The 12,299-nt window shown below is 69.0% G+C and carries 10 protein-coding genes and 1 pseudogene; 10 read left to right on the top strand and 1 reads right to left on the bottom strand.

Annotated elements, in window-relative coordinates; translation table 11 throughout:
- Positions 1–101 precede the first annotated feature (101 nt).
- The 10 genes and pseudogenes from VFA06_RS16135 to VFA06_RS16090 form a co-directional block, all read left to right on the top strand.
- Positions 102–302 (top strand): annotated as a pseudogene (locus VFA06_RS16135) (hypothetical protein); the annotation flags it as partial.
- A 436-nt stretch (positions 303–738) separates the two neighbouring features.
- Positions 739–1,677, top strand: a complete 939-nt coding sequence (locus VFA06_RS16130) for a hypothetical protein (protein WP_324841396.1) — start codon at positions 739–741, stop codon at positions 1,675–1,677.
- 247 nt (positions 1,678–1,924) lie between these two features.
- Complete coding sequence (locus tag VFA06_RS16125) at positions 1,925–3,253, top strand: MSMEG_0569 family flavin-dependent oxidoreductase (RefSeq protein ID WP_324841394.1); 1,329 nt, start codon at positions 1,925–1,927, stop codon at positions 3,251–3,253.
- Between the two features lie 27 nt (positions 3,254–3,280).
- Positions 3,281–4,096, top strand: coding sequence for an amidohydrolase family protein (locus VFA06_RS16120; protein WP_324841393.1), 816 nt, complete (start codon positions 3,281–3,283; stop codon positions 4,094–4,096).
- A 38-nt stretch (positions 4,097–4,134) separates the two neighbouring features.
- Positions 4,135–4,650, top strand: a complete 516-nt coding sequence (locus VFA06_RS16115) for an MSMEG_0572/Sll0783 family nitrogen starvation response protein (RefSeq protein ID WP_324841392.1) — start codon at positions 4,135–4,137, stop codon at positions 4,648–4,650.
- A gap of 37 nt (positions 4,651–4,687) precedes the next feature.
- A complete protein-coding gene (locus VFA06_RS16110; protein ID WP_349260208.1) occupies positions 4,688–5,764 on the top strand; it encodes an MSMEG_0568 family radical SAM protein in 1,077 nt (358 codons plus the stop codon).
- Positions 5,765–5,770: 6 nt separating this feature from the next.
- Positions 5,771–7,207: an MSMEG_0567/sll0787 family protein gene (locus VFA06_RS16105; protein ID WP_324841390.1), complete on the top strand. Its 1,437-nt coding sequence runs from the start codon at positions 5,771–5,773 to the stop codon at positions 7,205–7,207.
- Positions 7,204–8,070 (top strand): carbon-nitrogen hydrolase family protein, encoded by an 867-nt coding sequence (locus tag VFA06_RS16100; RefSeq protein ID WP_324841389.1) that lies wholly within the window; start codon positions 7,204–7,206, stop codon positions 8,068–8,070. Before VFA06_RS16105 ends, VFA06_RS16100 begins: the two co-directional genes overlap by 4 nt.
- Positions 8,067–8,903 carry a carbon-nitrogen hydrolase family protein gene (locus VFA06_RS16095; protein WP_324841388.1) on the top strand — a complete coding sequence of 279 codons (837 nt, stop codon included), beginning with the start codon at positions 8,067–8,069 and terminating at the stop codon, positions 8,901–8,903. The genes VFA06_RS16100 and VFA06_RS16095 overlap by 4 nt, the downstream gene beginning before the upstream one ends.
- A complete protein-coding gene (locus tag VFA06_RS16090) occupies positions 8,900–9,997 on the top strand; it encodes an MSMEG_0565 family glycosyltransferase (protein ID WP_324841387.1) in 1,098 nt (365 codons plus the stop codon). Before VFA06_RS16095 ends, VFA06_RS16090 begins: the two co-directional genes overlap by 4 nt.
- A gap of 256 nt (positions 9,998–10,253) precedes the next feature.
- On the opposite strand, the gene VFA06_RS16085 is transcribed toward VFA06_RS16090, so the two are convergent.
- On the bottom strand, positions 10,254–12,299 hold a 2,046-nt coding region (locus VFA06_RS16085), incomplete at its 5' end, for a WD40 repeat domain-containing serine/threonine protein kinase (protein WP_324841386.1).

The following is a 12,299-nucleotide window of genomic DNA, read 5'->3' as shown; positions in this document are numbered from 1 at the left end:
CGCGGCCGGTCCTCGGCTGCCGACGACGCCAACATCATCAAAACCTGCGTGAACAACGCACACTGCCCCGGCGTGACCCAATGGAACCTCAGCGACGCCGACTCTCTGTCACCGGCTCGAACAACTGGACCGTGACGATGTGCCTGGTCGCCCCTGCGGTGGTCTATTCCACCTGGAACGTCAGCGCCACCTGGCCCAGCGTGATGGTCGCCAAACCCAACGGCAGCGGCAACAACTGGAGCGTCACCATCTCGCCCAACGGGCAGTGGACTTGGCCGCGCGTCACGTGCAGCACTAACTGACCCGGCTACGGCGTGGCGGTCTGTAGGGGACCGCCACGCCGCCAACGGTCAGCTCCTCTAGCCCCTGAAGTTGCCACCGACTGACGCCGTCACCAGCGTCAGGCCTCGCACATGTCGGTCCGCAGACCTTCCGATTGGAGAAATCATGCACCGTGATCGTCAATCACCATGGATCGCGTCTGACGCACGACCAGAGAACGGCAGGGCATTCTCTGCTGCGAACGTTTCGCGCCGAGTGTTTCTCGGGACTGCGACGGCAGCGGCCATCGGGGTTTCCGCCGGCGTGGCTGGGCCGGCAAGAGCAGCGGCGACGAGCTCGGGTAAGGCGGGCGGTGAGGCTCCCTTCGGACCGGTGATTGTGGACAACCCCGGATCAGGGGCTTCATACGCGCGAGCCGTGCGGCTCAGCGACTCGCGGCCGGGGAGACCGGGGACGTTGCTGGCGACATTCCAGCAATTCGGCAGGCCGGGATTCCCGATCTTCCGCAGCGATGACGATGGCCGTACCTGGAATCCGCAGGGCAATGTGCCCAATCTCGGCGACGGCTCGGGGGTGTGGCTGCAGCCGTTCCTTTACGAGTTGCCGCGCGCATTCGCCGGTCTCCCCAAGGGCGCGGTGCTGTGTGCCGGCAATTCGCTCGGCGATTTCTCGTCGACGAGTATTGAGCTGTACGCAAGTATCGACCGCGGCGTGACCTGGCAGTTCCTGAGCACAATCGCGCAAGGCGGCGCGCCCGTGCCGGAGAACGGCTACACACCAGTGTGGGAGCCGTTCCTGCTGCTGCATCGTGACCGGCTGATCTGTTACTACTCCGACCAGCGGGACCCGAAGTACGGGCAGAAGCTGGCGCATCAGACCAGCAGGGACCTGCGGCACTGGGGCCCGGTCGTCAACGACTCGGTGGGCACCGACTACAGCCAGCGCCCAGGCATGACCACCGTCGCGCAAGTACGCGACGACCTGTGGATCATGACCTACGAAGCCGGCGGCAACTCGGGCGACAATTTCTACGCCGTGCATTACAAGATGGCCCGGGACCCGGAGTCGTTCGGCCCGGCCGCCGAGCACGTGCTCCACGATCAGAACGGTTACATCCCCTCGGCCGCTCCGGTGGTCTCGTGGTCGCCCTCCGGCGGCCCTGCGGGCACCATCATCGTCACCGCGAACAGCGACCAGGACTTCTTCATCAACCGCGCCCTAGGTGATCCGGACAAGTGGACGCGTTTGTCTTCAGCAATGCCGGGAGGCTACAGCCGGTTCACCATCCCGCTGACTTGCCGTGATTCGCGGAGCCGGTCCGGCCTCGTCTTCGTCGTGACCGGCCCGTACTACGGTGACCAGGGACCGATCCAAGCTGGAGTCGTCGAGATCTAACCGAGCCTACAGCCTGACGTCCACCTCAGAAGCCTGAGATCGGGATCCTCAGCCGTCCAACTTCATGACCTTTCCGTAACAGCCCTTTGTTCCGGAAGTCTCTGCTTGGAAATCACGCAGGGCTGAAGTTGCAGTCATCAGCAGCGATGGCACTGACGGCGGCCGCGCCAGTGAAGCGGCACGGAGGGTCGGATCTGATGGCTGAGTCGTACTCCCATGTTCGCTGGGGCGTACGCCCGGACGCGCGATGAGCCCGGTGGCGCACCTGGACGGGGCGCACGTCCCCGTGGCCGTGGTCGGCGGCGGGCAGGCTGGGCTCTCGATGAGCTACTGCCTGCGCGAAAGAGGTGTTGAGCACCTCGTCGTGGAGGCGAACCGGGTCGGGCACGAGTGGCGCGAGCGGCGTTGGGACTCGTTCTGCCTGGTCACGCCGAACTGGCAGTGCAAGCTCCCCGGCTACCCGTATCAGGGCCATGACCCGGACGGGTTCATGGTGCGGGACGAGGTCGTCCGCTACCTCGAGGGGTACGCGGCCTCGTTCGCCCCGCCTCTGTTCGAGGGTGTGCGCGTCACCCGGCTTCGGCGGGTCCCGCGCGCCACCGGCAGCAGCGTGTTCGAGCTGTCCACCACCGCCCGCTCCTTCACCGCTGATCAGGTCGTGGTGGCCACAGGTCCGTATCACACGCCGTCGACGCCGCCACTGGCGCAGCGTCTGCCTGACGGCGTCGAGCAGATCCATTCGTCCGGCTACCACAATGCCGGGCAGTTGCCCGCTGGTGCGGTGTTGGTTGTCGGCACCGGGCAGTCGGGATGTCAGATCGCTGAGGATCTACATCTCGCGGGCCGACAGGTGCATCTCGCGGTCGGCAGCGCGCCGCGGGTGGCGCGCTTCTATCGGGGGCGGGACTGCGTGGCGTGGCTCGATGAGATGGGCTACTACGCGAAGAGTATCGACGAGTTCGATGACGCCTCCGCCGTGCGGATGCGCGTGAACCACTACGTGACCGGTCGCGACGGTGGACGCGATATCGACCTGCGGGCCTTCGCCCGAGACGGCATGCGGCTGCACGGTCGGCTCACCGGAGTGAGCGGCACGCGCCTTGAATTCGCCGACGACCTGAAGGTGAATCTCGATCACGCGGACGCGGTCGCCGAGAGCATCAAGGACGCGATCGACGCGCACATCGCGGCCCAGGGCATCAAGGCGCCGGAAGAGGCGCGGTACGTGCCGGTATGGGAGCCGGAGGCGCAGGTCGAGGAGCTGGATATCGCAGAGGCCGGGATCACCTCGGTGGTCTGGAGCACCGGTTTCCGCCGCGACCATCGCTGGATCGAGGTTCCGGTGTTCGACGGCCGCGGCTATCCGATGCACTGGCGCGGCGTGACCGTATGCCCCGGCCTCTACTTCCTCGGCCTGCCGTGGCAGCACTCGTGGGGTTCAGGCCGCTTCGAGGCCGTCGGACGCGACGCCGAGTTCCTGGCCGGGCACATCGACGCCTCCCGCCGTCTCGCGGACGTGTGCGGCACCCTCACCGGCGCCCCTACCGGGCTCACTCCGGCTATTCCCGTCGGCTGATACGCCCGGAAAGGACCGTCGCCCGCCATGGTTTTCGACGCGCACCGGCATATCGGCGTGCTGCCCGCCTATCCCTTCTACGGCGGCCCGCCGGTCAAGCCGGACATCTCCGCTCGCGCCACCGTCAAGCAGCTCGTGGCCGACCTCGATGCCGAGGGCACCGAGCGCGCCCTGGTCATCCCGAACTACGGGGTGCCGGACCCGGCGGTCGCCTTTTCGTTCAACGAACTGGCGATCGAGGCCGCGCAGAGCGACGAACGGATCCGCGCCGGGCTCTGGGTCTCGCCGCGACCGCAGGATGAACAGCGCACGCTGGCCGCCCTCGCCCTGGCCGGGGAGCGCGGAGTGCGGGCGCTGAAACTCAGCTTCCTGCTCGGCGGCCGTCCCACGGACCCGGACTGCCGTCCGCTACTCGACCGGATCTTCGCCGAGGCCGAACGTCTGGGCCTGGTGGTGCACGTGCACACCTCGCCCGGCGCCGCCTCCGACATCGACGAGGTCGGCCACCTCGTCGACTGGTACGCCGACCGGGTGCCGGTGCACCTGGTGCACTTCGGCGGCGGCATGAGCGGCCACATCAAGCTGATCGGCTCGCGATTCTTCGACTGGATCGCGGCCGGTAAGCGGGTCTACACCGACCTGTCCTGGGCCATCGGCTTCGCTCCGTACTGGGTGGCCCGGGAGATCGAGCTTCGCGGCGTCGGCCATGACCGGGTGCTGTTCGCCAGCGACCAGCCCTGGGGCGACTACGCGGGCGAGCACGCCCGGATGACTGCCGCGGTCGGCGGCGGCGAGCTCGGCGAACGGGTGTTCCACGCCACCTTTTCCCAGCTTTACGACTGATCCCAACCCCAATCCCAACCAGCAATAAGGAGACGCACGTGACCGTCGAACTGTCCGACATCGAAAAGCAGTCCCTCACCGAGATCCCGCACCCCGCGCTGCCCGAGGGTTCGACCATTTACGGCGCGACCAAGGTCTTCCCCGACTACCAGGCCGAGGACGGCGAAACCTACTTCACGCTGGTCCACGGCATCGCGCACGAGTCCTCGGTCAGCTTCGTCGCCGTGCTGCAGGCCACCCGGGCACTGCGCAAGGGCTTCGAGTCCGCGATCTACTTCTACGGTCCGGGCTCGCTCAACTGCCTGGCCACCCGCGGATTCCCGACCACAGGCAACTCCGCGTTCCCCGGCGAGCACAACATCAACAACCAGCTCAAGACCTTCATCGCGGAGGGCGGCAAGGTCTACTGCTGCCGTTTCGGGCTCTCCCTGCACGGCGCCCGCGAGGAGGACCTGATCGAGGGCGTCATCCCGACCCATCCGCTGGACGTCCAGGACGCGATCATCCACTACGCGCGCAAGGGCGCGATCATCAACTCCACCTACCAGCTGTAAGGGGGCTGACGTGAGCGTTGGCACCGAGACCCCGCGCATGCAGCCATCCGGCGCGGTGGACGTACGTATCCTGACCCGGGCCGAACTCGCGTTGCGCGGAGTGCGCGTCGAGACCCCGGTGCGGCGGCCGGACGGGGCCGGGCCGAGCGACGACGGCCACGTGCTGATCGACGGTGCCAACGCCGCGTTGCCCACCAATCCGCAAAGCCCTTATTCGGTACGCGAGGGCCGGGTCTGGCTCGGCGAGCAGGACACCGGCCTGACTCTCACCCCCGTGACCCGGCCCCGCTTCTACGACCTGACCACAGCCGATGGCGTGCCCTACGAGCACATCGCCCGGCTGCACGGCGCGGACGTGCTCGCCACGACCGTCGTGCAGACCTGCATCCGGTACGCCGAGGCCGAGCGCTGTCGCTTCTGCACCATCGAGGAATCGCTGCGCGCCGGGGCGACGGTGGCCGCGAAGACGCCGGCCCAGCTCGCCGAGGTCGCCGAGGCAGCGGTGCGGCTCGACGGCGTGCGGCAGATGGTGATGACCACCGGCACCACGGCCGGCCCCGACCGGGGCGCGCGAGCGCTAGCACGGTCGGTGCGTGCAGTGCTCGACGCGGTTCCCGGCCTACCGATCCAGGTGCAGTGCGAGCCTCCCGGCGACCTGGCTTGGATCCGCGAGCTGCACGACGCCGGAGCCACATCGATCGGTATTCATATCGAAGCGCTCGACGACGCGGTACGCCGCCGCTGGATGCCGGGGAAGTCGTCGGTATCCAGGGCCGACTACGACGCCGCGTGGGGCGAGGCCGTGCGCGTCTTCGGCCGCAACCGTGTCTCGACGTACCTTCTCGTCGGCCTGGGTGAGGACCCTGATCTACTGATCGACGGCGCGGGGGTGCTCATCGAGCGCGGCGTATATCCGTTCGTCGTTCCGTTCCGGCCGATGCGCGGCACCCTCGCGGCGCGCGACGGAGTTCCCGCGCCGAGCGCTGAGGTGCTGAGATATGTGACCGAGGGCGTGGCGGCGAGGTTGCGCGCGGCCGGGATGGCCGGCGCCGACCAGAAGGCCGGGTGCGCGGCGTGCGGGGCCTGCAGCGTGCTGCAGAGCGCGGGAGGCTGAACGCGGATGTACCTCGACGGCACCCCGGCGCCCGTGATCAGCGACTCCGGTCCCGACATCCTCGCGCTGCTCGGAGATCGAAGCACCCTGGCACGCGTACCGGCCTTCCACATCGCACAGGCCGAGGACACAGCGTCGATCAAGGCGTACCGCGACCTGCGTCGCGCGGTGTTCGTCCATGAGCAAGGGCTCTTCGACGGCCACGACCTCGATGCCTGCGACCAGGATCCGCGCACGATTGTCCTCGTCGCTCGCGAGCCCTCCGGCCGGATCATCGGCGGCGTCCGGCTCGGGCCGGTCGCCGACGGTCCGGATATCGGCTGGTGGCAAGGAGGACGGCTGGTCGTTGCGCCCGGCGCGCGCGGGCCGCGAGGGGTCGGCGCGGCGTTGGTCCGCGCCGCGTGTGCGCGTGCTGAGAGCGAGGGCGTGCTTCGGTTCGAGGCGAATGTGCAGGCCCGCAACGCGGCGCTGTTCACGCGGCTCGGCTGGCGCAGCGTGCGCCCAGTCACCGTGGCGGGCACGGATCACATGCTGATGCGCTGGCCGATAAGCCGTATCAGTGCCCTGGTCTCGGCGACCAAGGCCCAGCTCGGCACGGTACTCGCCGCCCTTCCCGCGATCGGCGGCACGGGCTTCATAGGCGACGATGGCGCACCCGTGCCCGGCACCGACATCATCGCGGCCTGCGACGCGATCGTTCCGGCGATGGTGGAGCGCGATCCGGAGTGGGCGGGCTGGTGCTCGGTGCTGGTCAATGTGAACGACCTCGCGGCGATGGGTGCGCGGCCGGTCGGCCTGCTCGACGCGCTCGGCGCCAAGGACGCGGCGCACGCGAGCCGGGTCCTGCGCGGGCTCGCGCGCGCGGCCGAAGCGTACGGCGTGCCGGTTCTCGGCGGCCACACCCAGTTCGGCGTGCCCGCCGCGCTCACGGTCACCGCGCTGGGCCGGACCGAGCACCCGATCCCCGGCGGAGGCGGACGACCGGGCCACGCTGTTCGGCTGACGGCCGATCTGCACGGCGGCTGGCGCCCCGGATATCGCGGCAGGCAATGGGATTCCAGCTCGCACCGCGCCGCCGAGGAGCTGCGCGCGATGCTCGGCGTCGTCGCGGCCGCCAGACCCGCCGCAGCCAAGGACGTCTCGATGGCAGGGGTTGTCGGCACGCTCGGCATGCTGGCCGAGGCGAGCGGCTGCGCGGCCGTGCTGGACGTGGCCGCCGTACCCCGGCCGCCCGACGCGAGCATGGGGGACTGGCTGACCTGCTTCCCCGGATTCGCCATGCTCACCACCGACGACCCTGCCGCGCCGCCGCCTCCCGGCGGTCCGGCCGTCAGCGCGCACTGCGGGATATTGGCCGAGGGCCGAGGAGTCGGGTTGCGCTGGCCCGACGGAGAGATCACGGCCGCGTTGGACGGGCCGGTGACCGGGATGGGAATCGCATGAGCAGCGTGCGCATGGCGGCCGTGGCCGCCGAGTTCGGCCGCGACCTCGACGAGGACTTCGCCGTCATCGAACACGTCATCAAGCAGGCACGCGAGGAAGGCGTGCAGCTTCTCGCCTTTCCCGAAGCCTGCCTCGGCGGGTACCTGCTCAGCCTCGACGGCGACACCGGCGCCGAAGACGACCCGGGGCCGCCGCCGCTTGCGCTGGACGGGCCGGAACTGCGCCGCCTGGCCAAGCTCGCCGGGGACATGACCGTCGTCGCAGGATATTGCGAGAGCGATGGCGGGATCCGGTACAACAGCGTCGCCTGCGTCACTGGCGACGGGGTGCTCGGCAATCACCGCAAGGTGCACCAGCCGCTGAACGAGGACGCCAGCTACGCCTCCGGCGACCGGTTCCGCGCCTTCGACACCCCGGTCGGTCGCATCGGGATGATGATCTGCTATGACAAGGCCTTCCCCGAGTCAGCGCGCGCCCTCGCGCTGGACGGGGCCGAGATCGGGGTCTGCGTCTCCGCCTGGCCCGGCGCGCGCACCAAGCCCGCCGCCGATCTGAACGAGGACCGCTGGAAGCGGCGCTTCGACCTGTTCGACCGCGCCCGCGCCCTGGAGAATCAGATCGTGTGGGTCTCGGCGAACCAGTCGGGCACCTTCGGGACGCTACGCTTCGTCGCCAGTGCCAAGGTCGTCGACCCCGGCGGCGAGATCCTCGCGGACACCGGCGTCGACGCGGGGCTCGCGGTAGCGCAACTCGATGTCGCCGCGGCCCTGGCCACCGCCCGCCGGTCCATGGGCCACCTGCGCGACCGGCGCCCGGAAACGTACGCGCAGGCTGTCCACCCCGGGGGAGCGCTCGCAGCATGACCAGCATCCGGATCGCGGCCGCGGCCGCCCACTTCGGCCGCGACCTGGAGTTCGATCTGGCCCGCATCGCCAAACTGATCGACGACGCCCGCCGCGAGGGTGCCCGGCTGCTCGTTCTCCCCGACGCGGCCCTCGGCGGCTATCTCGCCGACCTGCGCCATCCCGACCCCGAAGCGCTGCCCCCCGCGCTCAAGCCGGACGATCCGCTGATCCACCGGGTCGCCGTGCTGGCCGCCGAGATGGTCGTCTGCTTCGGCTACTGCGAGGACGGCGGCGACGAGCGGTACAACGCGGCGGTCTGCGTCAGCGGCGACGGCGTGCTCGGCCGGCACCGCAAGGTCCACCTCCCGGCGGGCGAGGTCGCCGCGTACGCGCCGGGCGACGGCTTCGACGCCTTCGACACCCCGGTCGGCCGGATCGGGATGCTCATCGACTACGACAAGACCTTCCCCGAATCGGCCCGCTCACTGGCGCTGGACGGCGCCCAACTGCTCGCCTGCCTCTCCGCCTGGCCGACCAGCATCACCAACCGGGCCCCGCGGATGGCCCAGGACCGGCAGGCCAAACTCTTCGACCTCTACGACCAGGCCCGCGCCGCCGAAAACCAGGTCGTACTGGCCTCGTCCAACCAGACCGGGGCGATGGGCGGCATGCGCTTCCTCGGCCAGGCCAAGGTCGTCGGCCCCGGCGGCGATGTCCTGGCGCGCACCTGGGCCAAGGCCGGTCTCGCCGTCGCCGAGGTGGACGTCGCGGCCGAGATCGACCGCGCTCGCAGGGTCCTGCATCACCTCGGCGAGCGCCGCCCCGAGGCCTACCGGGACAAACGCTCGTGAGAATCGCGCTGCTGAGCTACTCAACTAAACCGCGCGGCGGCGTCGTCCACACCCTCGCCCTGGCCGAAGCCCTGGCCGCGCTCGGCGAGGACGTCACCGTCTGGACCCTGGGACGCGGCGGCGACGAGGGTTTCTTCCGCGCCGTCGATCCGGCCGTGCACCTGCGCATCGTGCCCTTCCCCGACGGACCGCAGAACGAGGGCGTCGGCCCCCGCATCATCCGCTCCATCGCAGTGCTGCGCGACGCGTTCGACCCCGTGGCCGCCAAGTACGACATCGTGCACGCCCAGGACTGCATCAGTGCCAACGCCGTCCTCCCGAGCGGACGCTGCATACGCACCGTTCATCATCTCGACCAGTTCACCACCCCGGAACTCGCCGCGTGCCACGAGCGCGCCATCGTCGAGCCCGACGCACACGTGTGCGTCTCCCGCTCCGTCGCTGACGAACTCGCCCGAGGCTGGGGCATCAAGGCCGAGGTCATCCCCAACGGCGTCGCCTACGAACGGTTCGCCGACACCGATCCGGCCGCCCGCCGCGCCTGGAAGCAGCGACTGGGCCACTACATCCTGACCGTCGGCGGCATCGAACCTCGCAAGGGCTCTCTCGACCTGCTCGAGGCCTACGCGCTGCTCCGAACCAAGCACCCAGACCCAGCGCTGGTGATCGCAGGAGGCGAAACCCTCTTCGACTACCGCGACTACCGCGCCCGCTGGGAAGCCCGCGCTCAAGAGTTGGGCGTACAACCCATCGTGCTCGGCCCCGTCCCGGACGACGACCTGCCACCCCTGGTCGCGGCAGCGGACGCGTTCGCCTTCCCGTCCGTCAAAGAGGGCTTCGGCCTCGCCGCGATGGAAGCACTGGCCGCTGGCACGCCACTCGTCGTACGCGACCTGCCCGTCCTGCGCGAGGTATTCGCCGACGCTGCCCGCTTCGCCGCCACGCCCGCCACTCTCGCCGAGCAACTGAGTGCCGCGCTCACCGCCGCCGACCCCCGGCGACAGACCGCGGGACGCCGCCTCGCCGCCCAGCACACCTGGACCGAGGCGGCCCGCCGCCACCTCGACTTCTACCGCAGGGCCGGTCAGCGGTAGTCAAGTACGACGCGAAGCACGATGTCGCCCCTTCGCGCAGCAAGCGCTACCGCAGCGCGCGGGCCTTCGCATTCCGGACAGCGCTCGGTGAGATCCAGTTCGTCGGCAGCGAACCTCGCGGTGCCGGCAGATCTAGCCGCCACTGCTGGTGGTTGCGCGACACTTGCACTTCAGCGGGAGTGGCGTCCGAAGTGGTTCTCGCGGGCCCTCACAGCTGTTGGTGTCGAGCCGCGCTGTCGCCGCCTTTAGAGGATGATCAAGGCTTTTGTTCCGCTATGCGCCATACGTAACAGGTCGCAGTATTGGTGCCGGAGCCGCCATCGCACGCGGCCAAGTTGGTGCCGTTCCGGCTGAGCGCCGTAACGCTCACGCGCTGCTCGTCGGGGTCGGCGATCGCGGCGATGAGTTTGCCTGTCGAGGCGTTCCAGAGGAAGGTGTTGCCGGAGCTCGTACTTGCCGCCAGGGTGGCGCCGTCCGGGGCGAATGTCAGCGCGGTCACACCCTGGTAGTTGGGGACCGTCAGCGTCGCAGTGAGCTTGCCCGTCGTGGTGTTCCACAGATGGACGGTGCTACCGTCGTCGGCGCTGGCCAGGGTGGCGCCGTCGGGGGAGAAGCTCAGCGGGATTGTGCCAGAGCCTTTGGGAACGGTGAAGCTGACGGTGAGCTTCCCCGTTGTCGTATTCCACACGTAGATCGTGCCGTCACTGTCGATGAAGTCGGCGGTGGCCAGGCTCGTGCCGGTTTGGGAGAAGACCGCCGACGTGAAGACGTTGTGCGAGGTGCCAAGTTTCGTGGTGGCGGTGAGTTTTCCCGTTGCGGGGTCCCACCGGTAGACGTTGCCGTTGTCGTCCGCGGTATCCAGGTCGCCGCTCGGGGCGAACGTCATTGCCACGATGCCCTCGCTGTCAGGTTCGTGCAGGGTGGCGGTGAGCGTCTTCGAGGAGGCGTTCCACAGATAGATGCTGGTGTTGCCATCGACTGTGGCGAGGGTGGCACCGTTGCGTGCGAATGCCACCGGGAAGACGCCGCTGAGGGGGTGGGGGTCGGGGTGGGGGAGTGTGGCGGTGAGATCGCCGCTGGGGGCATCCCACAGATATGTGTTTGCGTTGGCGTCGCCAACGGCCAGGGTGGTGCCGTCGGGCGCGAACGCGGCTGAGTAGACGCCTCCGGAGTCGGAGGTGGCGACCGGGTCTGTCACCGTGGCGGTGAGCTTCGCCTTAACGGTGGACGTAGCAGTGGGAGCCGCGGCAGGATTCTCGGTCGTGCGGCCGGATCCGGTGCTACTACTCGGTTTGCCTGGCGAGGGCAGGAGGCCGGGCGTTATAGCGACTGCGGCGGCCGTGCATACGAGCACGAGTGCGAGAGGACGGCGCCAAAGCGGACGGATCGGCTTAGACGTGACGACGGGCGGTCTTCCGCTCTGCGCACTTGGATCGTCGGCGGCTAAAGTCGGCGGTTCGATCTCAGTGGCCGATTCCGGCGCTGTGGGTGCGGGCTCGGCGAACGCCTCGAGGTACGAAGCAGCTGTGTGAACGGTGGCGCGCGAGGCAGGGTCCTTGGTTAATAGCGCGTTTAGTAGCGGGGTGAGCCGATCGGCCCGGCGCGGAGCGCGCATGGGCCGAGTCAAGATGGCCATGCACATCTCGGTCATCGACTCGCCGTCAAACGGCAGTTGCCCCTCCACGGCCAGGTACAGAGTCGCGCCCAGTGACCAAAGATCTGCCGCGGCCGTGACGCGCCTGCCTTCGATCTGCTCCGGAGCCATGAAGGCAGGCGTTCCGAGGATCGTCCCCGGAGCAGTCAGCGCGGTGCCGTCGTCGTCGAACCGGCGGGCAATACCGAAGTCGGTGAGCACCGTGCGCCCGTCACGGGTGAGCATGATGTTGTCGGGCTTGAGGTCGCGGTGCACCACGCCGACCGAGTGCGCGTGGGCGAGCGCGCTGAGGACGGCTGAGCCGATGCCCGCGACGCGAGCAGGGTGCAGCGGTCCTGACTCGCGGATCGCCGCGCCGAGGGATCTGCCGTCGAGGTATTCCATGACGATCAGCGGGGCATCGTCGTGCTCGATGATGTCGTGGACGCGAACGATCCCGGGATGGTTCAGCTGCGCGGCAATCCGGGCCTCGCGGCGCACCCGCGCCAGGATCCGGGTGCGCTCGGATCCAGTGACCCCAGCGGGGAGCACGATCTCTTTCAGTGCGACCTCGCGGCCGAGGGCCATATCTTCAGCCCGACTGACTCGGCCCATTGCGCCCTGACCCACCGTAGACCTGACACGATATCGGCCGACGACGACATCAGA

This window comes from Actinocrinis sp. (genome assembly GCF_035653575.1).
GTDB lineage: Bacteria > Actinomycetota > Actinomycetes > Streptomycetales > Catenulisporaceae > Actinocrinis.
This window is presented reverse-complemented; position numbering and strand designations above follow the sequence as displayed.

Coding starts and splice junctions, on each gene's coding strand:
- VFA06_RS16125 (WP_324841394.1), top strand. CDS start 1,925: ATGAGCCCGGTGGCGCACCTGGACGGGGCGCACGTCCCCGTGGCCGTG.
- VFA06_RS16095 (WP_324841388.1), top strand. CDS start 8,067: ATGACCAGCATCCGGATCGCGGCCGCGGCCGCCCACTTCGGCCGCGAC.
- VFA06_RS16105 (WP_324841390.1), top strand. CDS start 5,771: ATGTACCTCGACGGCACCCCGGCGCCCGTGATCAGCGACTCCGGTCCC.
- VFA06_RS16110 (WP_349260208.1), top strand. CDS start 4,688: ATGCAGCCATCCGGCGCGGTGGACGTACGTATCCTGACCCGGGCCGAA.
- VFA06_RS16120 (WP_324841393.1), top strand. CDS start 3,281: ATGGTTTTCGACGCGCACCGGCATATCGGCGTGCTGCCCGCCTATCCC.
- VFA06_RS16100 (WP_324841389.1), top strand. CDS start 7,204: ATGAGCAGCGTGCGCATGGCGGCCGTGGCCGCCGAGTTCGGCCGCGAC.